The following is a 24,460-nucleotide window of genomic DNA, read 5'->3' as shown; positions in this document are numbered from 1 at the left end:
CTGCGGCTGAGGGCTGTTCCCTTCCCCGCCGCTTCCCGCAACCGGGGCCGGAGCCCCGGACCCCGCTCCTCGGACTCCCCCGGACGTCGTCCGGTGACCCCAGGGGCTGAAGAGGAAACCGGGTCAGGGGTGGCGTACCGGGGTGTTGCCCAGTTCCACCGCGGCGCAGCGCCAGCGGAGGTCGGGGCCCTGTTCCAGGCGGAAGGCCATCGCACGGACCTGTTCGCCCGCCGCGATGCTCGCGCAGGCCTCCACGACGCCGGGGGCCGGCTGGGCGCCTCGGCACATGCGGATGACCGGGCGTGCGCCGCGGCTCCTGAGCGGGGTGGCGGGGGCCAGTTCGGCGAGCTGGTCGTAGGCCTCGCCGATCGTGTGGCCGAGCATCCAGTGGACGGGGCGCTGGCCGCTGAGGACCGCCAGGAGACGTTCCGCGAACCAGTGGTGGGGCCGGCTCCGCCGGTCGGTCCGGCGACGTTGTGCGGGTACGGCTTCGGGCCTGCGTGCGTCGTGCCGTCCGGCGGGCCGGGTCCTGTTCGTGCTCATCGCTGTCGCCCCCGTGCTTCAGAGGCCCGGCCGAGTACCGGGCGGTAACTTCTGCTGTGGATCTTCTACGGGGGCGGCGGAGGCGGCCGCAAGCGTCGGTAGGCCGAGGGTGGAGGTTCCCGGATTCACCTATCCGGGTGGCGGGTCCGGTCCGGTGAGGGGGCCCGGGGCGGGCCGGGCAGGGTGAGGGGCGGTTGCCGGGTGGACAGGGCGGGGGCCGGACACGTAACCCCAAAGGGGGACGCCCCACGTATCCTGAGGGCGTTCCGACTACGAAAGCGACCCCAGGCATGCGCGTGTACGTCCCCCTGACCCTCTCCGGGCTCGCAGCGGCGCACCGGGCCGGCGAGGTCGGCCCCGGCCCGCTGACCGCCTACGCGGTGACTCCCGCGCTGCGTGAGTGGTACGTCTCCGACGACATCGAGGAGCTGGAGTACGCGGCGCTCAACCGGGCCGCGTCCGCGTCGCTGCGGTTGATCGCGGGAGACCCCGGAGTCGCCCGCCGACGTGTCGTCGTCGCCGTCGACGTGCCGGACGGGGCCGCGGTCGCCGACCCGGACCACATCCTGGACGCCTCCTCGCTCGGTGAGGTCACCATCGCCTCCGCGGTGGCGCTCACCAAGGCCGCCGCCGTGCACGCGGACTCGGACGAGGCCGGCGAGGACGTCACGGCCGCCGCGGCCGCCCTGGGCGCGGCGGACCTCGGGGACGACGACGCCCAGTTCACCGTCGACGGCGCCGAGGACCACGAGCTCCTGTGGTTCGGCATCCAGGAGATCCCGAATCTGATCGGGTGAGCGGGGCCCGCGGAGGGCCGTGCGCAGGACTGTTCGTCCGGTTGTCAGTGGCAGCGGGTATTTTTCTCGCATGGGGACGAACGGGAAGCACCGCACACATCTGGTCTGGGACTGGAACGGCACTCTGCTCGACGACAACACCGCGGTCGTCGGCGCGACGAACGCCGCGTTCGCCGAGATCGGGCTGGCGGCGATCACCCTGGAGCAGTACCGCGAGACGTACTGCATCCCGATACCCCGCTTCTACGAGCGCCTCATGGGCCGGCTGCCCACGGAGGCCGAGTGGGAGCGGATGGACGGGGTCTTCCACCGTCACTACACCGAGCAGCGCGCGGCCTGCGGACTGACCGAGGGGGCCGCGGAGCTGCTCGCGCAGTGGCAGCTCGCGGGCCGGAGCCAGTCCCTGCTGAGCATGTACGGGCACGAGCACCTGGTCCCCGTCGTGCGGGGATTCGGCATCGAGCGCCACTTCGTCCGCGTCGACGGCCGTACCGGGCCGTCCGGCGGCAGCAAGGCGGAGCACATGGAGCGCCATTTCGCGGCGCTGGACGGGATATCGCCCGAGTGCACGGTGGTCATCGGTGACGCCGTGGACGACGCGGTGGCCGCGGCCCATGTCGGAGCGAAGGCGGTGCTCTTCACCGGCGGTTCCCACAGCCGGACCAGCCTGGAGGCGGCAGGGGTGCCCGTCGTGGACACCCTGGCCGAAGCCGCGGCCCTCGCCCAGCAGCTGAGCGAGTAGCCGACGGGCGACGGGCTCGGAGGACGGGCTCAGCTCACGGGAGCCTTGGTGCGGAGCACGGTCAGGAATTCACGCATCCAGGCCGAGTGGTCCGGCCAGGCGCGGGACGAGACGAGGGTGCCGTCCACCACGACCTCGGTGTCCTCGAAGGCGGCCCCGGCCGTCTCCATGTCCGGCTCCAGCGCGGGATAGGCCGTGACCCGGCGATTCTTCAGCGCTCCGGCCGCGGCGGTCATCAGCGGGCCGTGGCAGATCTGGGCCACCGGGCGGTCCGTGTCGAAGAACGCCGAGAGGATCGTGCGGAGACCGGCGTCGTTGCGCAGGTATTCGGGAGCGCGCCCGCCCGGGACCACCAGGGCCACGTAGTCGTCCGGGTCGACCTCCGAGAAGGCCAGGTCGGCGGGCCAGGTGTAGCCGGGCTTCTCGGTGTAGGTGTCGAATCCGGGCTCGAAGTCGTGGACCACGAAGCGCAGCGTCTTGCGGGAGGGAGCGGCGATATGGACCTCGTAACCCTCCTCGCGCAGCCGCTGGTACGGATAGAGGACTTCCAGGGACTCGGCGGCGTCGCCGGTGACGATCAGGATCTTCGGTGCCATGGCGGGGCTCCCCACGGTGCGTCGGCCTGTTCTCTTTACCGGTACCAGAGTGCGGCAGTCAGGGCCTGGGCGCTGTCCAGAGTGTCAAAGTTCGGGGCCTTCTTTTGTACACATAAGGCTCGTGACGGTTACGGGGGCGGGCGAGATAGCCTGGACCCCGTGATCAGCGCGATACGCCTCGGGGGCAGCGAAGCCCCCGGCCTGCGCCCGGAGTGCCACAGCACCCGGGCCGTCACTGATCCCTTCAGCCCGACCCGACCGTCGAAAATGGCCAATAAGGTCCCGGGCGTCTCTCATAGCGGCATAGCGTCGTCTCAGACCGGAAACCCCGTGTCGTGGCGGTACGCCGTCTTTTTCACCTACGTCACGCAACGGCGCGCGACAGGAGCCAGAGGACATGCAGACCAAGCTGGACGAAGCCAAGGCCGAGCTGCTCGCACGGGCTGCCAAGGTAGCTGACAACAGCCCGGGCGGTGGTGTCGGTGGCCCGGGCGGTAGCCCCCGGGTGAAGGTCGCGGCCACCGGCGCCGACGACGGCACCGGGGCCGGGCAGGAGCGTTCGCGTCAGGACGTACTGCTCGCCTATCTCCAGCGCTACTACCTCCACACGGCTCCGGAGGACATCGCGGGCCGGGACCCGGTCGACGTCTTCGGCGCCGCCTCCTCCCACTACCGGCTCGCCGAGAACCGTCCGCAGGGCACGGCCAACGTCCGGGTGCACACCCCGACCGTCGAGGAGAACGGCTGGACCTGCAGCCACTCCGTCGTCGAGGTCGTCACCGACGACATGCCGTTCCTGGTCGACTCCGTCACCAACGAGCTGTCCCGTCAGGGCCGCGGCATCCATGTCGTGATCCACCCGCAGGTCATCGTCCGGCGCGACGTGACCGGCAAGCTGATCGAGGTCCTCACCGAGGGTGTCGGCATCTCGACGGACCCCCAGGCCGGCCGGAAGAACGCCAAGGGGGCGAAGGACGCCAAGGCGGAGCTGCCGCACGACGCGCTCGTCGAGTCCTGGATCCACGTCGAGATCGACCGCGAGACCGACCGCGCCGACCTCAAGCAGATCCAGCTCGACCTCCTGCGGGTCCTGTCCGACGTACGGGAGACCGTCGAGGACTGGGAGAAGATGCGGGACGCCGCGCTGCGCATCGCCGACGACCTGCCCGGCGAGCCGCTCGACGACCTCGCCGACGACGAGGTGAACGAGGCGCGCGAGCTGCTGCGCTGGCTCGCGGCCGACCACTTCACCTTCCTCGGCTACCGCGAGTACGAGCTGAAGGACAGCGACGCGCTGGCCGCCGTGCCCGGCACCGGCCTCGGCATCCTGCGCGCCGACCCGCAGCACAGCGAGGACGAGGCACACCCGGTCAGCCCCTCCTTCGACCGGCTGCCCGCCGATGTCCGCGCCAAGGCCCGCGAGCACAAGCTCCTCGTCCTGACCAAGGCCAACAGCCGGGCGACCGTGCACCGCCCCAGCTACCTCGACTACGTCGGCGTGAAGAAGTTCGACGCCGAAGGCAACGTCATCGGCGAGCGCCGCTTCCTCGGACTGTTCTCGTCCGCCGCCTACACCGAGTCCGTGCGCCGGGTGCCCGTCATCCGCCGCAAGGTCGCCGAGGTGCTGGAGGGCGCGGGCTTCTCGTACAACAGCCACGACGGCCGCGACCTGCTGCAGATCCTGGAGACGTACCCCCGCGACGAGCTCTTCCAGACGCCGCCCGACCAGCTGCGCTCCATCGTCACCTCGGTCCTCTACCTCCAGGAGCGGCGCCGGCTCCGGCTCTACCTGCGCCAGGACGAGTACGGGCGCTACTACTCCGCGATCGTCTACCTGCCGCGCGACCGCTACACCACCGGTGTGCGCCTTCGGCTGATCGACATCCTCAAGGAGGAGCTGAACGGCACCAGCGTCGACTTCACCGCCTGGAACACCGAGTCGATCCTGTCCCGGCTGCACTTCGTCGTCCGCGTCGCCCCCGGCAGCGAGCTGCCCAGCCTCACCGACGCCGAGGCAGACCGCATCGAGGCCCGGCTCGTCGAGGCCGCCCGCTCCTGGGCCGACGGCTTCCAGGAGGCGCTGGGCGCCGAATGCGGCGAGGAACGCGCCGCCGAGCTGCTGCGTCACTACGGGCACTCGTTCCCCGAGGGCTACAAGGCCGACCACTCACCGCGCTCCGCCGTGGCCGACCTGGTCCACCTCGAAGCGCTCAAGGAGGACGGGAAGGACTTCGCCCTCAGCCTGTACGAACCGGTCGGCGCCGCCCCCGGCGAACGCCGGTTCAAGATCTACCGGACCGGCGAGCAGGTCTCCCTGTCCGCCGTCCTGCCGGCGCTCCAGCGGCTCGGCGTCGAGGTCGTCGACGAGCGCCCGTACGAGCTGCGCTGCGCGGACCGTACGCACGCCTGGATCTACGACTTCGGGCTCCGGATGCCGCAGACCACGGCCAACGGCGGCTACCTGGCCGACGACGCCCGCGAACGGTTCCAGGAGGCCTTCGCCGCCGTATGGACCGGCGAGGCGGAGAACGACGGCTTCAACGCGCTGGTGCTGAGCGCCGGCCTGAACTGGCGGCAGGCCATGGTGCTGCGCGCCTACGCCAAGTACCTGCGCCAGGCCGGATCCACGTTCAGCCAGGACTACATGGAGAGCACGCTCCAGAACAACGTCCACACCACCCGGCTGCTCGTCTCGCTCTTCGAGGCCCGGATGTCGCCGGAGCGCCAGAGCGCCGGCACGGAACTGACCGACGGGCTCCTGGAGGAACTCGACGGCGCCCTGGACCAGGTCGCCTCGCTCGACGAGGACCGGATCCTGCGGTCCTTCCTCACGGTCATCAAGGCCACCCTGCGCACCAACTTCTTCCAGCGTGCGGAGAGCGGCGAGCCGCACGGCTATGTGTCGATGAAGTTCGACCCGCAGTCCATTCCGGACCTTCCGGCCCCGCGCCCGGCGTTCGAGATCTGGGTCTACTCGCCCCGCGTCGAGGGTGTCCACCTGCGCTTCGGCAAGGTCGCCCGCGGTGGTCTGCGCTGGTCGGACCGGCGCGAGGACTTCCGTACGGAGATCCTCGGCCTGGTCAAGGCGCAGATGGTGAAGAACACCGTCATCGTGCCGGTCGGCGCCAAGGGCGGCTTCGTCGCCAAGCAGCTCCCGGACCCGGCCGTCGACCGTGACGCCTGGATGGCCGAGGGCATCGCCTCGTACCGCACCTTCATCTCGGCGCTGCTCGACATCACCGACAACATGGTGGCCGGCGAGGTCGTGCCGCCCAAGGACGTCGTCCGGCACGACGAGGACGACACCTACCTGGTCGTCGCCGCCGACAAGGGAACCGCCAAGTTCTCCGACATCGCCAACGAGGTCGCCGTCGCCTACGGCTTCTGGCTCGGTGACGCGTTCGCCTCCGGTGGTTCGGCCGGTTACGACCACAAGGGCATGGGCATCACCGCCCGCGGCGCATGGGAGTCCGTCAAGCGCCACTTCCGGGAGCTCGGCCACGACACGCAGACCGAGGACTTCACCGTCGTCGGCGTCGGCGACATGTCGGGCGACGTCTTCGGCAACGGGATGCTGCTCTCCGAGCACATCCGGCTCATCGCGGCCTTCGACCACCGGCACATCTTCATCGACCCGAAGCCGGACGCCGCGACCTCGTACGCCGAGCGGCGCCGCCTCTTCGACCTGCCGCGCAGTTCCTGGGCCGACTACGACAAGTCGCTGATCTCCGCGGGCGGCGGCATCCACCCGCGCAGCGCCAAGTCGATTCCGGTCAACGCGCACATGCGCGAGGCGCTCGGCATCGAGGCCGGGGTCACCAAGATGACGCCCGCCGACCTGATGCAGACCATCCTCAAGGCCCCCGTCGACCTCGCGTGGAACGGCGGCATCGGTACGTACATCAAGTCGTCCGCCGAATCGAACGCGGACGTCGGGGACAAGGCCAACGACGCGATCCGCGTCAACGGCGAGGACCTGCGTGCCAAGGTCGTCGGCGAGGGCGGCAACCTCGGGGCCACCCAGCTCGGCCGCATCGAGTTCGCCCGTACCGGCGGCAGGATCAACACCGACGCGATCGACAACAGCGCCGGCGTGGACACCTCCGACCACGAGGTGAACATCAAGATCCTGCTCAACGGCCTGGTGCGGGACGGCGACATGACGGTCAAGCAGCGCAACAAGCTGCTCGCCGAGATGACCGACGAGATCGGCCGGCTGGTGCTGCGCAACAACTACGCGCAGAACACCGCACTCGCCAACTCGGTGGCCCAGGCGCCCTCCCTGCTCCACGCCCAGCAGCGCTTCATGCGCCGGCTGGGCCGCGACGGGTACCTCGACCGGGCCCTGGAGTTCCTGCCCACAGACCGGCAGATCCGTGAACTGCTGAACGCCGGCAAGGGGCTCAGCCAGCCCGAGCTGGCCGTCCTGCTGGCCTACACGAAGATCACGGCGGCGCAGGAACTGATCGGGACGAACCTGCCGGACGACCCGCATCTGCAGAAGCTGCTGCACGCCTACTTCCCGCAGCAGCTGCGCGAGCGCTTCCCGGAAGCCGTCGACGGGCACGCGCTGCGGCGCGAGATCATCACCACGGTCCTGGTGAACGACACGGTGAACAGCGGCGGTTCGACGTTCCTGCACCGGCTGCGGGAAGAGACCGGGGCCTCGATCGCGGAGATCGTGCGGGCCCAGTTCGCGGCCCGGGAGATCTTCGGCCTCGGTGAGGTGTGGGACGCCGTCGAGGCGCTCGACAACGAGGTCGCGGCCGATGTGCAGACCCGGATCCGGCTGCACTCGCGCCGGCTCGTCGAGCGCGGCTCGCGCTGGCTGCTCGGCAACCGGCCGCAGCCGCTGGAGATCGCTGCGACGATCGACTTCTTCCGTGACGGGGTCGAGCAGGTCTGGTCCGAGCTGCCCAAGATGCTGATGGGCGCGGACCAGGAGTGGTACCAGGGCATCCTGGACGAGCTCACCGAGGCGGGTGTCCCGGACGCACTCGCGCAGCGCGTCGCCGGGTTCTCGTCGGCGTTCCCGGCGCTCGACATCGTGGCGATCGCCGACCGCACGGGCAAGGAACCGCTGGCCGTCGCCGAGGTCTACTACGACCTCGCGGACCGGCTGGGCATCACCCAGCTGATGGACCGGATCATCGAGCTGCCGCGGGAGGACCGCTGGCAGTCGATGGCCCGTGCCTCCATCCGTGAGGACCTGTACGCGGCGCACGCCGCGCTCACGGGCGACGTGCTGAGCGTGGGCAACGGGTCCTCCTCGCCGCAGGAGCGGTTCGAGGCGTGGGAGGAGAAGAACGCGGCGATCCTGTCGCGCTCGCGCTCCACGCTGGAGGAGATCCAGGGGTCGGACGCGTTCGACCTGGCGAACCTGTCGGTGGCGATGCGGACGATGCGGACGTTGCTGCGGACGCACGCGTAGCGGGCGGGTGGGGCGGCTGCCGGCAGCCGCCCCACCCCTTGCGGCCCTTCCGGGGCTCGGGGCTTGTCCTCAACCGCCGGACGGGCTCGGTCCGCTTGACGGGATGGGGATGTGCGGGCCCGTTCCGGGCTCGGGCGCTGTCCTCAACCGCCGGACGGGCTTGAGATGCCGACCGTGGGATCGGGTGCCCGGGGTGGGCTTGAGATGCCGTCCGCGGGCTGGGAAGTGTCCGGGGTGGCTTGAGATGCCGTCCGCGGGATCGGGTGCCCGGGGTGGGCTCGAAATGCCGTCCGCGGGCTGGGCGGTGTCCGGGGTGGGCTTGAAATGCCGACCGCGGGCTCGAAATGTTAACCGCGGGTTCGGAAGGCAGACCTCGGACCCGGAAGGCCGGGCGCGGGCCGGATTGTGCTGGGGCGCCGGGTTACTTCTTGCCGGTGAACTGCTCGTACGCTGCGACGACCTCCTTGGCCGGGCCGTCCATCCGCAGAGTGCCCGCCTCCAGCCAGATCGCCCGGTCGCAGGTCTCGGTGATCGACTTGTTGTGGTGGCTGACCAGGAACACCGTGCCGGCCTGCCGGCGCAGTTCGACGATCCGGTCCTTGCTGCGCCGCTGGAAACGGGCGTCACCCGTGGAGAGCGCCTCGTCGATCAGGAGGACGTCGTGGTCCTTGGCGGCCGCGATGGAGAAACGCAGCCGGGCGCCCATGCCGGAGGAGTACGTGCGCATCGGCAGGGTGATGAAGTCGCCCTTCTCGTTGATGCCGGAGAAGTCGACGATGCCGGCGTAGCGTTCGCGGATCTCCTCGCGGCTCATGCCCATCGCGAGCCCGCCGAGCACGACGTTGCGCTCGCCGGTCAGGTCGCTCATCAGCGCCGCGTTCACCCCGAGCAGCGAGGGCTGGCCCTGGGTGTGGACGCGGCCCTTCGTCGCGGGCAGCAGTCCGGCGATCGCCTTGAGCAGGGTCGATTTCCCCGAGCCGTTCGAACCGATAAGACCGATCGCCTCTCCCTTGTACGCGGCGAAGCTGACCCCCTTCACGGCGTGCACCTCGCGCACCCCGGGGGTCTGCCGGCGCGAGACGATCCGGCTCAGGGCCGACGTGGCGCTGCCCTTGCCGGTGCGGGCACCGTTGACCTTGTACGTGATGTGGACGTCGTCGACGACGACCGTCGGTACCGCGGATTGCGTGTGCTCAGCCACGTCCGTAACTCTCCTCGGCCTGCCAGAAGTAGAGGAACCCGCCCACGCCGCAGACCAGCGCCCAGCCGGTGGCGACGGCCCAGACATGCGGCGGGAGCTGGGCGGCGTGGAAGCTGTCGATGAGGGCGAAGCGCATCAGGTCGATGTAGACGGCGGCCGGATTGATCTCCAGCGCCAGCTTGGCCAGGTACGGGACCCGGTCGCCCGCCAGGCTCGCGTCGAGGCTCCACATGACGCCCGAGGCGTACATCCAGGTGCGCAGGATGAAGGGCATCAGCTGGGAGATGTCCGGGGTCCGGGCCGCCAGCCGGGCGAAGACCATCGAGACACCGGTGTTGAACACCGCCTGCAGGGTCAGAGCCGGTACCGCCAGCAGCCAGGCCGGCTGCGGGTACTGGCCGACGGCCAGCAGGATCAGTACCAGCGCGCCCAGTGAGAACAGCAGCTGCTGGAGCTGTTGCAGGGCCAGCGCGATCGGCAGCGAGGCCCGGGGGAAGTGCAGGGCGCGTACGAGGCCGATGTTGCCGCTGACGGCACGGGTGCCGGCGGTGATCGAGCTGCTGGTGAAGGTCCAGATGAAGACGCCGGTGACCAGGAACGGGACGAAGTCGCTGACGCCCTGCTTCGTCTTCATCAGGACGCCGAAGATGAAGTAGTAGACGGCCGCGTTCAGCAGCGGCGTCATGAGCTGCCAGATCTGGCCGAGCTTCGCCTGGCTGTACTGGGCGGTGAGCTTGGCGGTGGCGAACGCCGTGATGAAGTGCCGCCGCCCCCACAGCTGCCGGACGTACACCGGCAGGGCCGGGCGGGCTCCGCTCACGGTCAGTCCGTGGCGGGCGGCGAGGGCGGCCAGTTCGCCCGGCGCGTGCACGGGCGCGTGAACGGGCGCCTGGGCGGGCGTGGGAACGGGCGGGGAGGCGGTCGGCGGGGCTTGCGCCGAGGCCGGGGCTGTTGTCTGGCTCACCACGATCGCTTTCGAGGGAAGGCGGGAAGGGGCGGGAAGCAGTCGAGCGCGACGGGACGGGACCGTATCGTCGCAACGCCGAGGGTAGGACGCCGGGACGTCGCTACGCAACCGTTTCGTCGTCACGCACTATGATTCGGCCATGACCACCGACCCGGGAAGCCGCCGCCGTGCCCCCGCCGGAGCCGCCGTGCTGCGCGAGGACGTGACCGATGCGATCCGCACCGCGGTCTTCGAGGAGCTGGCCGCGGTCGGCTTCGCCCGGATGTCCATCGAGGGCATCGCGCGCCGGGCCGGCGTCGGCAAGACCGCGGTCTACCGCCGCTGGAAGTCCAAGCTGCACCTGGTCCTGGACCTGGTGTCGGCCGTCGCCGTGCAGGGCATGCCGGCCCCGGCCACCGGCTCGCTGTACGGGGACGTCCGTGCCGTGCTCGAACTGGCCGCCTACGCCCTGCGCCACCCGCTCGCCTCCCAGGTCATCCCGGACCTGCTGGTCGAGGCGGCCCGCAACCCGGAGATCTCCGACACCATCAAGGCCGCTCTGCTCGACCCGCAGCAGGGCATCGCCGCCGTGGTCGTACGGGACGCCGTCGCACGCGGGGAACTGCCGAAGGACTGCGACCCGGACCGTGCCCTGGACCTGATCGTCGGGCCCCTCTACTGGCGGCTCGCCGTCGTCAGGGGCGAGCTGCCCGCGGGTTACCTGGACGACCTGGCCGCCTCGGCCGTGGCCGCCCTCACCCGCTGACGGGGACGGGGACGGGGCGGCGGACGGCTTGGGCGCGCGGCGGCGGTGCGCGACGTCAGCACGCATGACCGCGCCCTCACTCTTTGGGGACCGTAACCGGTGACCCCCGGCCGTTCACGGGGTTGAGCCATACGGATAGCCAGGACCCCGATGAACGGACGTGTTCACCATGCCGCCACGGCTCAGCGTCGTTGTCCCCGTCTACAACGTGGAACCCTTCCTCACGGACTGCCTGAAGTCGCTCGCCGAGCAGACCGTCACCGACCTCGAAGTGGTGATGGTCGACGACGGGTCCACCGACGGCAGCGCGGCCCTGGCCGCCGGGTTCGCGGCACAGGACGACCGTTTCCGGCTGGTGAGCCAGGAGAACGGCGGGCTGGGGCACGCCCGCAACACCGGCGTCCGCAACTGTGATCCGGAGAGCCGGTACCTGGCCTTCGCCGACAGCGACGACATCGTCCCGCCGCGGGCGTACGAGCTGCTGGTCGGCGCCCTGGAGGAGACGGGCTCGGACCTCGCGTCCGGCAACGTGCTGCGGCTGCGGGCCGACGGCAGGCTCCAGCAGTCGCCGATGTTCCGGGCGCCCATGGCGACCACGCGGCTGCGCACCCACATCTCCCGCGACCGGGAACTCGCCGGTGACCGGATCGCCTGCAACAAGGTCTTCCGCCGCTCGTTCTGGGACGAGCACGACTTCGCCTTCCCCGTCGGCGCGCTGTACGAGGACATCCCGGTCGTGCTGCCCGCGCACTTCCTGGCCGGCTCCGTCGACATCCTGAAGGACCCCGTCTACCACTGGCGCGACCGCCCCGGCTCGATCACCGCCGGCCGGGCCGTCGTGCGCGGCATCCGCGACCGGGTCGCACACGTGCAGGGCGTCTGCGCCTTCCTGGAGGAGAACCGCACGGCCGCCGACAAGAGCCACTACGAGGCACACGCGCTGGCCAACGACCTCTGGTACTTCATGGAGGTCCTGCCCGACGGCGACGACGCGTACCGCGACGCCTTCCTGACGCACACCAACGCCTTCATCGACCAGGTCGAACCTGCGGTGCTCGACGGGCTCCCGTTGCGGCTGCGGCTGATGTGGCACCTGGTACGCGAGCGTCGCACCGAGGAACTGCTGGCCCTGCTCGCCTTCGACAAGCGCGAGCCCGGCGCCTTCGCCGTACGCGGGCTCCGCCGCCGGAAGGCCGCCTACCCGCCGCTGACCCGGCCGGTGCCGGGCCGGGTGCTGCGTGTCGGCGAGCGCGATCTGCCGCTGATCGCCCGGCTGCGGGAGGCCGGCTGGCAGGACGGCAAGCTGCGCCTGAAGGGGTACGCGTACATCCGCAACCTGCCCGCCGGCTCGGGCGCCTCCGAATTCCGGGCCGGATGGTTCCGGGCGGGCGGGCGGCAGGTGATCCCGCTCCGGCTGCGCAGGACCGCCGAGCCGGAGGCCACCGCACGCTCCCGGCAGAGCCTCCACGACTACGACCGGTCGGGCTTCGAGGCGGTGCTCGACCCCGCCCGGCTCCGCATCCCCGTGGACGGCCCGGCCGGCCAGGTCACCTGGCGCCTGGAGCTCGGCGTCGCACGGAACGGGCTGCTGCGCCGCTCCGCGCCCAGCACCGCCGAGACCCCCGTGGCGCCGCCCGTGCACCGGCCGGACGGGGACCACCGGATCGTCCCGGTGCTCGACGGCGACCGGCTGGTCGTGCACGCCGAGCGGATCGACGCACGCTTCGAGACCCACCGCGCGGGTGAGCAGGCCGACGGCACGGCCGCCGTCGTCGTCGACGGCATGCTCCGCGACCGGCTCGGCGTACAGGACCTGAGACTGAGCCTCACCCACCGCTCCTCCGGCACCGCCTTCGAGTGCCCCGTGACGGTGCAGGGTGACACCACACCCTCGGCGACGGGATGGCGTCGCTTCACGGCCGAGATCCCGCTCGCCGCGCTCCTGGACGCCCGGCCCGCGGCCACGCAGGCGCGGTCGGGCATCCCGTACAGCGTCCATCTCGTCGGCCCCCGCGGCAGCCGCACCCCCCTCGACGTGCCGGGGCCCGTCCCGCCGGGCCGCTACCCCCTCGCGCCGGCCGGCGACGAGCCCCGCGAACTGGGCCTCACCGCGAGCGCGCGCGGCAATCTGCTGATCAGCGACCGCCCCGTCCAGCCCGCCGTGGAACTGGCCGCCTGGACGCAGGACGGGAAGCTGCTCCTGGAAGGCACCTTCCCGGACGACCCCGGACGCCCGGCCGAGCTGGTGGCCCGGCACAGCGGTCATCACGAGGAGGCGGTCTTCCCCGTCGCGTTCACCGGTCCGCAGGACGAGCGGCGGTTCACGGCCGAACTGCGGCCGGACGCCGTCGCGACGTGCGGGGGCGGCGAACTGCCGCTGGGGGAGGGCAACTGGTACTTCTTCCTCCGCGAGAAGGGCTCCGCCGACGAGACCCGTGACACCGCCCTGCGCCTCCCGGCCGCCGTCCACCACACCCTGCCGGCGGCCCGCACCCTGGCAGGCCGCGCGTACGTCATCGAGCGGCGCTTCCACGACCAGCTCCTCCTGAGCTGCGCGCCCCCGCTCGCCCCGGCGGAGCGAGGCCCCCGCGCCCGGCGGCTGCTCGGCACGGCCTACATCGCGCAGCGCACCGCGGCGCTGCGCGACACCGTGCTGTTCAGCAGCTTCGACGGCAGGCAGTACTCGGACTCACCGCGAGCCGTCCACGAGGAGCTGTCCCGGCGGGGTACCGGTGCGAAGCATCTGTGGGTCGTGCGCGACGGCCAGGCGCGCATCCCGGCCGGGGCCACCGCCGTGGAGCACGGCTCGGCCGCCTGGCACGAGGCACTGGCCCGCAGCCGGCACATCGTCACCAACACCCAGCTGCCCGAGTGGTTCGAACGGCGCGAGGGCCAGACCGTCGTCCAGACCTGGCACGGAACCCCGCTCAAGCGCATCGGCCTGGACCTCGCCGGAACCGCCCAGGCGAACCGCGCCTACATCGCCACCCTCGAACAGCGTGCCCGGCAGTGGAGCTTCCTGGTCTCGCCGAACACGTACGCGACGCCCGTGCTGCGCCGCTCCTTCGGCTTCGAGGGCGAGGTCCTGGAGTGCGGCTACCCGCGCAACGACCTCTTCCACGCCCCGGACCGGACCAAGGTCGCCGCCGCGGTACGGGAGACCCTCCAGATCCCCGACGGCAAACGGGTCGTGCTCTACGCACCGACCTGGCGCGAGGACCGGCCGAAGAACGGTGGCCGGTACACCATGGACCTGCGCCTCGACCTCGCCGCCGCCGAGCGGGAACTGGGCGCGGACACCGTCCTGCTGGTGCGCCGTCACTACCTGGTCACCGACCGGCTCCCGGACAGCGGGACCGGATTCGTCCGCGACGTCTCGCGCTACCCGGAGGCCGGCGAGCTGATGCTGATCAGCGACGCGCTGGTGACCGACTACTCCTCGATGATGTTCGACTTCGCGCAGACCGGCCGCCCGATGCTCTTCCACACCTACGACCTCGACCACTACCGCGACACGCTGCGCGGATTCGCCTTCGACTTCGAATCGAGGGCACCCGGCCCGCTGATCCCGGAGTCCGCGGATCTCGTCGAGGCCCTGCGCGACCCGGTCCGGTCGACCGCGGGACACGCGGGGGCGTACGAGGCCTTCCGGCGGGACTTCTGCGACCTCGACGACGGCCGGGCGGCCGCGCGGGTGGCCGACCGGATGCTGGAGTCCGTCTCCCCGTGCCGCACCGCTCCGGGCGGGACGGATGCGCGGTGAAGTGCGGAGCGGCGTGGTGGTGAACAGGAATTGACGCACGGGCTGTCCAAACTGCGTGAACCGTTCGAGTGATTCCGAGAAAGTGGCGTTTGCACAGATGTGCAGGGAAATCGAGATGCGGGCCGGATAAGTATGCTCATCGGTGCGTCGCATCGTGACTTCGGGTTGCTACGTTCTGTTTTCATGGGTATCCGAATGTGGTGCGAAACCTGGGATGTGCGTCGGGCCAGAGCCGTGGTGCTTGTTGCCGCGGCGGCCGGTCTTCTCACTCGCACGCTCATCGCGGCGAATGTGCCCGGACCCGCCGATGTGCGCTTCTTCCAGGGATTCGCCCGGGCCGTCGCCGCACACGGACCCATTCGAATCTATGAGCAGCAGCTGCCCGGACTGCCCGTCTACAACCACCCGCCGCTGGCCGGCTGGATGCTGCTCGGACTGAACGGTCTTTCGGAATTCGGCATTTCGTTCGCCACGTTGATCCGGTGGCCCGCCTCGCTCGCCGATTTCCTCTGCGCCCTGCTCGTGTTCGAAATCGTCCGCCGACGCGCCACGCTCCGTACCGCGGTGCTGTGCGGGGCCGGTGTGGCCGTCAGCCCGGTGCTGATCGCGACCTCCGGCTACCACGGCAACACCGACGCGGTCGCCGTCATGTTCGCCCTGGCGGCCGCCCATCTGCTGGCCGACCGGAAGTCCCCGCTCGCCGCGGGAGTGGCCGCGGTGCTCTCGATCAGCGTCAAGTTCATCCCGATCGTGGTGGTCCCGGCGCTGCTGATCGCCGCGCTGCGGGGCGGGCGCCCGGTCCTGGTCCGCTTCGCCGCCGGATTCGCCGCCGCCTTCGCGATCGTGTGGGGCCCGGCCCTGGCAACCGTGCCGCAGGATCTCCGGCGGAACGTGCTGGAGTACGCGGGCGGCAGCTACCGCCTCTGGGGGCTGGTCCGCTTCGCCGACGTGTCCGGCCTCCCGGAGTCCGTCATCACCTTCATGCAGGACGGCGGCCACTTCCTCTTCGTCCTGCTGTGCGTGGCCGCCGGGGCCAGGCTCGCGTGGCTGCGGCCCGCACAGCTGCCGGGCGTCGTCGCCGCCACGCTCGGCCTGCTGCTCCTGCTGTCCACCGCCTCCGGTCTGCAGTACCTGACCTGGGCGGCGGCCGCAATGTTCGTGCTCGGCGCCTGGGAGGGGCTCGCGTACAACGCCGTGCTCGGACTGACCGCCGTCCTCGGCTACAGCGGGCGCTCCGCCGTGAGCTGGAGCGAGCCGGTGCTGTACCTGGGCGCCGCCGGCTGGGTCGTCCTCGCGGCCGGGCTGGCCACCGGCGTCCACCGCCTCCTCGCCACACGGCCCGGCGGGGACCCGCCCGGCCGCACCGGGCGGGCGCAGCTCGCCACCCCCCGTACCTCCCGGCCCTCCGGGTCCGCCGTCACCTGAACGTGAATCCGCGGCGGCACCCGCCTCCACCCCTCCCCGACCCAGCCACCAGTACCGAGCGCAACTGGAGAACGCCCCGTGAAGGAAAGCCCGAGCCCCAGGATCGGCATCCTGGTGGTCGCGTACAACGCGGAGACCACGCTGGAGAAGACCCTCGACCGGATTCCGGAGGATTTCCGGTCCCGGGTCGACGAGATTCTCATTCTCGACGACGCGAGTCATGACGCGACCTTCACCGCCGGCTGCCGGTGGTCGCAGGCCGAGGGAATGCCGCGGACCGTGGTGATGCGGCACACCAAGAACCTCGGATACGGCGGCAACCAGAAAGCCGGGTACGCGCTGGCCGCCGCGCACGGCCTCGACATCATCGTGCTGCTGCACGGCGACGGTCAGTACGCCCCTGAACTGCTCCCCGAAATGGTCGCGCCGATCGAAAGCGGCGAATGCGAAGCCGTTTTCGGATCACGGATGATGAAATCCGGCAGTGCCCTCAAGGGCGGAATGCCGATGTACAAGTGGCTGGGCAACCGCATTCTCACCCGGCTGGAGAACGGACTGCTCGGATCGGAGCTCACCGAATTCCACTCCGGTTACCGCGCCTACAGCGTCGAGGCGCTGAGGAAGCTGCCCATCGACCGGAACACGGACGCGTTCGACTTCGACACCCAGATCATTGTCCAGCTGCTGAACGCGGGAATGCGGATCAAGGAGATCCCGGTCCCCACGTACTACGGCGACGAGATCTGCTACGTCAACGGAATGAAGTATGCGAAGGACGTCGTCAAGGACGTCCTCGAATACCGGCTGGCGGTCAAGGGGTTCGGTACCTGCGCCTGGATTCCCAAGCCCGTGGAGTACGCCTTCAAGGAGGGCGACGGCTCCTCCCACGCGGTCATCCTGGAGAAGATGCGGAAGCTGCCCCCCGGCCGGGTCCTGGACCTCGGCTGTTCCGGCGGGCTGTTCGCGCAGCGTCTCGAATCCCTCGGCCACGAGGTGACCGGCGTGGACTACGTCGAGGTGCCCGGTGTGCGGGAGAAGTGCACCCACTTCCATCTCGCCAACCTGGAGGAGGGGCTGCCGGCCGAGATCGGTACCGGCTTCGACTACGTCGTGGCCGGGGACGTCATCGAGCACCTCTCCCGGCCCGAGCGGGTGCTCGAGGAGGTCGCCTCCGTGTTGCGGCCCGGCGGCGAGGTACTGCTCTCCGTGCCGAACTTCAGCCACTGGTACTCACGGCTGCGGGTCGCGCTCGGGGTCTTCGACTACGACCGCCGCGGCATCCTCGACGAAACGCATCTGCGCTTCTTCACCCGGGCCAGCCTGCGCCGCACCGTGCGCGCCGCGGGCTACGACGTCCTGGACATCGCCTCGACCGGGGCGCCGTTCTGGTCGCTCCTGGGACGCGGGCCGCTCGCCGCCGTGCTCGGCGGGATGTCGAGGCTGCTGACCCGGATCCGGCCGACGCTGTTCGGCTATCAGCACGTCGCACTGCTCACCCCGCATGCGGCCGAGACGATCATCGCTGGAGAGCACGTCGATGTACAGGACATCCTCAACCGACAGTACGTCCCTGCCGACCGGGTCGGCGTCTGAGCCGACGATCCCCGAACCCACCCCCGCCCCGGCGTCCGAGTCCCGGGCCGCCGCAGTCAGGAGCAAGGCCTTGACCCTCCCCAGTCTGATCCTGCTGCTGTTCGCCGTGTTCTCGTCGGCCGGTGGCCAGATCATGCTCAAGCACGGGATGAAGGGCGCCGTCGCGACCGCCGGGCGGGACGGCGGCTCGGTCGCGCTGCGTGCCGCCACCAGCCCGTGGGTCGTCCTCGGCCTGGTGGTCTTCGCGGTCTCCGCTCTCGCCTGGATGTCGACGCTGGCCAAGGTGCCGCTGTCCATCGCCTATCCGTTCAACGCCCTCGGCTATCTGCTGATCGTGGGGGCCGGGGCGACGGTGCTGCACGAGCGGACCTCGATGTGGACCTGGGGCGGTTCGCTGCTCGTGGTGATCGGCCTCGCCACGGTCATGGCGGGCCAGCAACGCTGACCCGTGCATGAGGAAGGGCCCGCCACCACCGTGGCGGGCCCTTCCTCATGCACGACGGATTCAGAGCGTGGCGGGCTCTTCGCCCAGCAGGACGCGGCGCACCACGCGCTCGGCGGCGCGGCCGTCGTCGTACGGGCAGAAACGGGCCCGGAAGGCGGCCAGGAGCTCCCGGCTCTCCGGGCTGTCCCAGCTGCCGTCGTTGAAGACGCGTGCCAGTTCGTCCGTGGTCGTCGCCACGGCACCCGGGGTCTCGCCGGGCCGGCCGGAGAGCAGGTCGAACACGACGCCGCGGACCGTGCGGTACGTCTCCCAGTCCGGGGCGTGCACCACGATCGGGCGGTTCAGGTGCGCGTAGTCGAACATCACCGACGAGTAGTCGGTGATCAGAGCGTCGGCCGCCAGGCAGAGGTCCTCGATCCGGGGGTGCTCGCTCACGTCGATCACCGACGGACCCCCGGGCAGCTTCGCGCCCCCGTAGAAGTAGTGCGCGCGCACCATGACCACGGTGTCCGGGCCGACCGAGGCGCAGAACCGTTCCAGGTCCAGGCGGCTGGTGAAGGCCGCCTCGTAGTCGCGGTGGGTGGGCGCGTACAGCACGGCGCGCTGCCCGGGCCGGATGCCGAGGCGCTCGCGGACCGCCCGGACCTGTTCCCCGGTCGCCGACGCGAGGACGTCGTTGCGCGGGTATCCCGTCTCCAGGGTCCGCGCGGCACCCGGGTAGGCGCGGGCCCAGACCTCGGTGGAGTGCGGATTGGCGGAGACGCTCCAGTCCCACCGGTCGACCCGCTTGAGCAGCCGGTCGAAGTTCAGCCCCTGCGCCGCCGCCGGATAGTCCTGCTGGTCCAGGCCCATGATCTTCAGCGGGGTGCCGTGGTGCGTCATCACATGCACCTGGCCGGGCCGCTTGACCACGTGGTCGGGGAAGTTGACGTTGTTGAAGAAGTACGTGGCCCGGGCCATCGTCGCCCAGTAGCGACGGGTGCCGGGCACCACGTAGTCGATGCCCTCCGGCACCGAGTCCACCTGGTTCTTCGAGACCACCCACACCCCGCGCACCCCCGGCGCCAGCTCCTGGGCCTTGCGGAAGACGGCCTCCGGATTGCAGCTGACCCCGCGGTTCCAGTACGCGGCGTACACGGCGAGCCCCCGGTCCAGCGGGAGTTTGCGCCAGTACCAGTAGTAGCGCCTGCTCAGGCTGCGCTTGGCCCGGTCCCGCACCGCGTCCGGGGCGGCCCGCAGCCCGCGGCGCACGGTCAGGGCCGTGTCGAGGGCGCCGAGCAGGGCGTACCGGCCGCCGCCGATCAGCCGGGGGCGCAGTCCGCGTGCGCCGCCGGGGAGACGGTGCCCGGCGGGCCGGTAGGTGCGGTGGAAGGCGGCGACGGAGCGGACGTACCTCCGGCGGCGACGGGTCACGGCAGGGTAGTCGGCCAGCAGCTCCTGGACGGCCCGTTCGAAGAGCAGCGGCTGCACGGAGAGCAGCCGGGGGCGCTCGCGGAGGAACTCCATCAGCCCGGCGTACGCGTCGACGAGCTCGGCGGGCGCCGCTTCCGGCGTCCCGTCGCCGAGGCCCGGCAGGTAACGCTGCTGGCGGTGCTCGACGCACGGGGTGGGCAGGACGGCCACGGACTCGGCGGCGGCGACGGTCTGCAGGGCGTAGACGCGCTCCCCGTGCCGCCCGGGCCCGAAGGCCAGCTTCTCGCCCTCGTGCAGGGTGCGGCGTACCGCCCGGTTCCAGGACACCGGGGCGATATCGAGGAGCGCGGACTGTCCGGGGGCGGCCAGCGGGCCGTCGGAGAGGGCGCCCAGCCGCTCCAGCGACCTGCTGGGCCGGGACCGTCCGCGGAACGGCCGCTTGTGGTGGCCGAACAGCAGCAGATCGGGCTCCCCGGCGTCCACGAGCCGTTCGGCGACGGCACCCAGCGCGCCCGGCAGGAGGACGAAGTGAGCGTCCAGGAACAGCAGATAGTCGCCGACGGCCCGCTCCGCCCCGGCGTTGCGGCACCCCTGCGGACCCGCGCCGTCCGGCAGATGGATGACCTGCACCCGGTCGTCCCTGGCGGCGAACTCGTCGAGCAGCAGCCCCGAACCGTCCGGCGCGCCGTCGGCGACACCGATCACCTCGATGTCCGTGAACGGCTGGGAGAGCACCGACTCCAGACATTCGCGCAGACTTCCCCGGGCGCGGCGGACGGGGATGATGACACTCAGGCGGGGCATACGGACTCTTTCTCGGACACGGGCGTGCGGAGCGGCAGGGCCGGGGTGCGGCCGCACGGGCGTACGCGCGCCGACGGCGGAGGCGGGTACTCCGTAAACGCCCGAAGGAGTGACGGGGTTACGCCGCACCCCGCCGGCCACGCGAAACGCCAGGTGGGGGCACTCCTGTTGGCGTACACAGGGGTGCCCCCGGTTGACGTACCGGTGTGCGATGTTCCGTACGGCGGGGCTACTTGACCGCGCCCGCCATCACGCCGGAGACGAACTGGCGCTGGAAGGCGAAGAACACCGCGAGCGGGATCACCATCGACACGAAGGCGCCGGGCGCCAGGACGTCGATGTTGTTGCCGAACTGCCGTACCTGCTGCTGGAGCGCCACCGTGATCGGCGGGGAGTCGGAACCCGCGAAGATCAGCGCGACCAGCATGTCGTTCCACACCCAGAGGAACTGGAAGATCCCGAGCGAGGCGATCGCCGGCCCGCCCAGCGGCATCACGACCCGGGTGAAGAGCCGGATCTCGCCCGCCCCGTCGAGCCGCGCCGCCTCCAGCAGTTCGCGCGGGATCTCCGCGAAGAAGTTGCGCAGCAGGAAGATGGCGAAGGGCAGGCCGAAGGCCGTGTGGAAGATGACCACACCGAAGGTCGTCTCGAAGATGCCGACCGCGCCGAAGAGCTTGGAGACCGGGATCAGGGCGACCTGCACCGGGACCACCAGCAGCCCCACGACCACCAGGAACCACCAGTCGCGGCCCGGGAACTCCATCCAGGCGAAGGCGTATCCGGCGAGCGAGCCGATCACCACGACCAGGACCGTCGACGGGACGGTGATCATGACCGTGCTGAACAGCGAGTCGGTGATCGTCGAATTGTCCAGCAGCCGTGTGTAGTTGTCGAAGGTCAGCTCGGACGGGGCGGTGAAGACCTTCCACCAGCCGGTCGCCGCGATCCGGTCCGCGCCGCGCAGCGAGGACAGGAAGAGCCCGACGGTCGGCATCAGCCAGAACAGGGCCACCAGGACCAGCACGACCCGCATCACACCGCCGCCGGCCAGGGCCGCGATCCGTGAGCCGAGGGACCGCCCGGCCTTCGTCGCGGAGGTGCCCGGGGCGTCGCCCGCCCCGGCGGGCGGGGCCGTGGTCGAGGGAGTCGTCATCGGCGCCCCTCCTTCCGTATCCGCCGGATGTTGAAGAGCATCACCGGAACCACCAGCAGCAGCAGGAGTACGGCGATGGCGCTGCCGATCCCCAGGTCCGCGTCCGTGCCGAACGAGGACCGGTAGAGCTGGAGCGCCAGGACGTTCGCGTCGTCCTGCGAGGAGCCCGGCGCGATGATGAAGACGAGGTCGAAGACCTTCAGGACGTTGATCATCAACGTCACCAGCACCACCGCGAGGACCGGGGCGAGCATCGGCACGGTGATCCGGCGGAACACCTGCCACTCGTTGGCCCCGTCGACCCGGGCCGCCTCCAGGAGTTCGCGCGGCAGGCCCGCCAGGCCGGCCGCGATCAGCACCATGGCGAAGCCCGCCCACATCCAGACGTAACTCCCGATGATGCCGGGCGTCACGAACGACGGGCCGAGCCAGTCCACCCCGTTGTACGGCTCCTTGAAGTTCGAGGCCGGGAGGCGGAGTTCGGCCCCGTCCGCGGAGGCGGGCAGGGTGAAGACGCCGTCGGCGCCCGCGGTGGCCGATGCGACCACCCTGCCGTCCTTGACGGCCTCCACCTTGATGCCCTTGAGCCCGAGCTCCTTGGCGTCGATGACGTTGGGTCTGCCGCCGCCGCCCTTGGTGAAGTCCAGCCACGCGGTGCCGGTGATCCTTCCGTCCCCGCCGGTCTGCGGCGCGCGGGCCGGCTTGGCGTCGGTGGGCATCTTCGCGGGCAGCACGCCGACCAGCGGCAGCTGGACCGGTTCCCCGGCCCGTACGGGCTCCTTCGTCACGAAGGAGCCGCCGTCCGCCGCCTTCAGCGGATGGACGGGCAGCGGATGCGCCTTGGGGAAGCCCGCCGACTCGGCGAACGTGTCGTGCACACCCACCCATACGGCGTTCGCGACCCCGCGCTCCGGTGCCGCGTCGTACACCAGCCGGAAGATGATGCCCGCTGCGAGCATCGAGATCGCCATCGGCATGAAGACGATCAGCTTGAACGCCGTGCCCCAGCGGATGCGCTCGGTCAGCACCGCGAAGATGAGACCGAGAGCGGTGGCGACGGTCGGGGCGAAGACCACCCAGATCGCGTTGTTCTTGACCGCCGTACGGATGGTGTCGTCCGTGAACAGCGCCTTGTAGTTGTCGAGGCCGGCGAATCCGGTGCCCGCCTGGTCGAAGAACGACCGGTAGACGGAGTACACGATCGGATACACCACGAGCGCGCCGAGCAGGATCAGCGCGGGCAGCAGGAAGAGCGCCGCGATGATCCTGCGGGTGCCGGTCACGCTCCTGCTGCCGGGCACCTTGCGCAGGGGCGGCCCGCCGGGCCCGGGCTTCCTGGGGGCGGGCACCGAAGCCCCGCCGGGCGGTTGCTTGTCGGCGGGGAGCGCCTCGTCGGCGCCCCCCGCTGCGGCTGTCGTCATCGCGTCAGCTCTTGTACGCCTTGGCCGCGTCGGACTCCAGTTTCGCCTGGGTCCCCGCGATGTCCTTCGGGTTCTTCAGGAAGTCCTGGAGGGTCTTCCACTCGCCCTTACCGGGCGTACCGCCGAACGACTGCGGGGCCTGGTCGGACATGTCGAACCGGACGGCGTCACCGGCCGCGATCAGCGCCTTCGCCATGGTGCGCTGCACCTCGTTGGGGTACGCGGCGGCGTCCAGGGACTTGTTCGGCGAGATGAACCCGCCCTGCTCGGCCCAGATCTTCGCCGCGTCCGTGGAGGCCAGCCAGGTCAGCAGGGCCTGGGCGCCCTTGCCGTCCTTCAGGGCCACCGCCGCGTCGCCGCCGGTCACCACGGGCGACTCGGCGCCGACCGCGGGGAACGGGAACACCTTGGCGTCCGTACCGATCTTGGCCTTCGTCTGGGCGATGTTGATGCTGACGAAGTCGCCCTCGAAGACCATGGCGCCCTTGGGCTGGTCACCGCCGGTGAAGGTCTGGGTCACCGAGGCGGGGAACTCCGTCTGCAGCGCGCCGTCGGCGCCGCCCGCGATCAGGGAGGGCTTGCCGAAGAGCTGGGCCAGCGAGGTCAGCGCGTCCTTGACGGACGGGTCCGTCCACTTGATCTTGTGCTGGGCCAGCTGGTCGTACTTCTCCGGGCCCGCCTGGGAGAGGTAGATGTTCTCGAACCAGTCGGTCAGCGTCCAGCCGTCCGCGCCGCCGACCGAGACCGGGGTGACGCCGGAGGCGGACACCGTCTCCGCGGTCGCCAGGAAGTCCTTCCAGGTCTTCGGCTCCGATGCGCCCGCGTTCTCGAACGCCTTGGCGTTGTACCAGATCAGCGACTTGTTGGCGGCCTTGAAGTACACGCCGTACTGGGTGCCGTCGACCGCGCCGAGATCCTGCCAGACCTGGGAGTAGTTCTTGGCGAGCTGGGCCTTGGCCTCGGCCCCGGCCGGCTTGGCCCACTTCTTCTCGACGGCCTGCTTGATGGCCCCGACCTGCGGGATCATCGCGACGTCCGGCGGCTGGCCGCCCGCGATCTTCGTACCGAGGAAGTTGACGATCGGGTCCTGCGCCGGGACGAACGTCACCGTCGCGCCCGTGCGCTTCTCGAACTCCTTGAGGACCTTGACGAAGTTGGCCTGCTCGGGCCCGGTCCAGACGGCTGCGACCGAGATCTTCTCGCCGTCCAGTTTCGGTAAGGCGACGCTCGGCGTGCTCCCGGTCCCCTTGGACGAGCCACCCCCGTCCTTGGCGTCCTTCGTACCGTCACCGTCGTCGCCGCAGCCGGTGAGGGCCAGCGCGCCGATGGCGGTGAACACCAAGGCGGCCCTGCGAATCCGAACTGTTGTGCGCATTCCTGCCCCGTCTCTCCTGTGCGCGTGCGCGGACCGCCGCCGGCCT

16 protein-coding genes are annotated in these 24,460 nt (G+C 70.7%); 8 read left to right on the top strand and 8 right to left on the bottom strand.

Annotation, left to right across the window (positions count from 1 at the left end):
• Window positions 1-123 precede the first annotated feature (123 nt).
• On the bottom strand, window positions 124-543 hold the full coding sequence (locus tag ACIQMX_RS10675; RefSeq protein WP_363068043.1) for an Rv3235 family protein: 420 nt from the start codon (window positions 541-543) through the stop codon (window positions 124-126).
• Window positions 544-833: 290 nt separating this feature from the next.
• On the opposite strand from ACIQMX_RS10675, the gene ACIQMX_RS10670 reads away from it, so the two are divergent.
• Window positions 834-1,340 (top strand): DUF6912 family protein, encoded by a 507-nt coding sequence (locus ACIQMX_RS10670; protein WP_402476420.1) that lies wholly within the window; start codon window positions 834-836, stop codon window positions 1,338-1,340.
• 70 nt (window positions 1,341-1,410) lie between these two features.
• Window positions 1,411-2,082: an HAD family hydrolase gene (locus ACIQMX_RS10665; RefSeq protein ID WP_363068047.1), complete on the top strand. Its 672-nt coding sequence runs from the start codon at window positions 1,411-1,413 to the stop codon at window positions 2,080-2,082.
• A gap of 29 nt (window positions 2,083-2,111) precedes the next feature.
• Here ACIQMX_RS10665 and ACIQMX_RS10660 read toward each other — a convergent pair whose 3' ends face one another.
• Entirely contained in the window at window positions 2,112-2,678 is a 567-nt protein-coding gene (locus tag ACIQMX_RS10660; protein WP_363068049.1) for a DJ-1/PfpI family protein, read from the bottom strand.
• A gap of 397 nt (window positions 2,679-3,075) precedes the next feature.
• On the opposite strand from ACIQMX_RS10660, the gene ACIQMX_RS10655 reads away from it, so the two are divergent.
• Window positions 3,076-8,109 (top strand): NAD-glutamate dehydrogenase, encoded by a 5,034-nt coding sequence (locus ACIQMX_RS10655; protein ID WP_363068051.1) that lies wholly within the window; start codon window positions 3,076-3,078, stop codon window positions 8,107-8,109.
• Between the two features lie 421 nt (window positions 8,110-8,530).
• On the opposite strand, the gene ACIQMX_RS10650 is transcribed toward ACIQMX_RS10655, so the two are convergent.
• Both ACIQMX_RS10650 and ACIQMX_RS10645 read right to left on the bottom strand, forming a co-directional pair.
• Window positions 8,531-9,310: an ABC transporter ATP-binding protein gene (locus ACIQMX_RS10650; RefSeq protein ID WP_402476415.1), complete on the bottom strand. Its 780-nt coding sequence runs from the start codon at window positions 9,308-9,310 to the stop codon at window positions 8,531-8,533.
• The gene (locus ACIQMX_RS10645) at window positions 9,303-10,277 is read right to left on the bottom strand and encodes an ABC transporter permease (RefSeq protein ID WP_402476412.1); all 975 of its coding nucleotides are present in this window, start codon (window positions 10,275-10,277) and stop codon (window positions 9,303-9,305) included. The genes ACIQMX_RS10650 and ACIQMX_RS10645 overlap by 8 nt, the downstream gene beginning before the upstream one ends.
• 139 nt (window positions 10,278-10,416) lie before the next feature.
• Between ACIQMX_RS10645 and ACIQMX_RS10640 the strand changes: the two genes are divergently transcribed.
• The 5 genes from ACIQMX_RS10640 (at window position 10,417) to ACIQMX_RS10620 (ending at window position 18,248) form a co-directional block, all read left to right on the top strand.
• Window positions 10,417-11,022 (top strand): TetR/AcrR family transcriptional regulator, encoded by a 606-nt coding sequence (locus ACIQMX_RS10640; RefSeq protein WP_363068055.1) that lies wholly within the window; start codon window positions 10,417-10,419, stop codon window positions 11,020-11,022.
• Between the two features lie 169 nt (window positions 11,023-11,191).
• Window positions 11,192-14,785: a CDP-glycerol glycerophosphotransferase family protein gene (locus tag ACIQMX_RS10635; protein WP_402476528.1), complete on the top strand. Its 3,594-nt coding sequence runs from the start codon at window positions 11,192-11,194 to the stop codon at window positions 14,783-14,785.
• Window positions 14,786-14,968: 183 nt separating this feature from the next.
• The gene (locus ACIQMX_RS10630; RefSeq protein ID WP_402476409.1) at window positions 14,969-16,210 is read left to right on the top strand and encodes a glycosyltransferase family 39 protein; all 1,242 of its coding nucleotides are present in this window, start codon (window positions 14,969-14,971) and stop codon (window positions 16,208-16,210) included.
• Window positions 16,211-16,288: 78 nt separating this feature from the next.
• Window positions 16,289-17,803, top strand: a complete 1,515-nt coding sequence (locus ACIQMX_RS10625; protein WP_363068059.1) for a bifunctional glycosyltransferase/class I SAM-dependent methyltransferase — start codon at window positions 16,289-16,291, stop codon at window positions 17,801-17,803.
• A gap of 70 nt (window positions 17,804-17,873) precedes the next feature.
• On the top strand, window positions 17,874-18,248 hold the full coding sequence (locus tag ACIQMX_RS10620; protein WP_236064105.1) for a hypothetical protein: 375 nt from the start codon (window positions 17,874-17,876) through the stop codon (window positions 18,246-18,248).
• 60 nt (window positions 18,249-18,308) lie between these two features.
• Here ACIQMX_RS10620 and ACIQMX_RS10615 read toward each other — a convergent pair whose 3' ends face one another.
• The 4 genes from ACIQMX_RS10615 to ACIQMX_RS10600 all read right to left on the bottom strand — a co-directional run bounded on the left by ACIQMX_RS10615 (window position 18,309) and on the right by ACIQMX_RS10600 (window position 24,414).
• On the bottom strand, window positions 18,309-20,465 hold the full coding sequence (locus ACIQMX_RS10615) for a CDP-glycerol glycerophosphotransferase family protein (RefSeq protein ID WP_402476405.1): 2,157 nt from the start codon (window positions 20,463-20,465) through the stop codon (window positions 18,309-18,311).
• Between the two features lie 229 nt (window positions 20,466-20,694).
• Window positions 20,695-21,618, bottom strand: a complete 924-nt coding sequence (locus ACIQMX_RS10610) for a carbohydrate ABC transporter permease (protein WP_363068063.1) — start codon at window positions 21,616-21,618, stop codon at window positions 20,695-20,697.
• Window positions 21,615-23,039: a carbohydrate ABC transporter permease gene (locus ACIQMX_RS10605; protein ID WP_402476401.1), complete on the bottom strand. Its 1,425-nt coding sequence runs from the start codon at window positions 23,037-23,039 to the stop codon at window positions 21,615-21,617. The genes ACIQMX_RS10610 and ACIQMX_RS10605 overlap by 4 nt, the downstream gene beginning before the upstream one ends.
• Before the next feature lie 4 nt (window positions 23,040-23,043).
• Window positions 23,044-24,414: an ABC transporter substrate-binding protein gene (locus ACIQMX_RS10600; protein WP_402476398.1), complete on the bottom strand. Its 1,371-nt coding sequence runs from the start codon at window positions 24,412-24,414 to the stop codon at window positions 23,044-23,046.
• Window positions 24,415-24,460: the final 46 nt, after the last annotated feature.

This window comes from Streptomyces sp. NPDC091416 (assembly GCF_044756845.1).
Taxonomy (GTDB): Bacteria; Actinomycetota; Actinomycetes; order Streptomycetales; family Streptomycetaceae; genus Streptomyces.
Note: the sequence above shows the minus strand (reverse complement) of the source record. Positions and strands in the feature narration are given on the sequence as shown.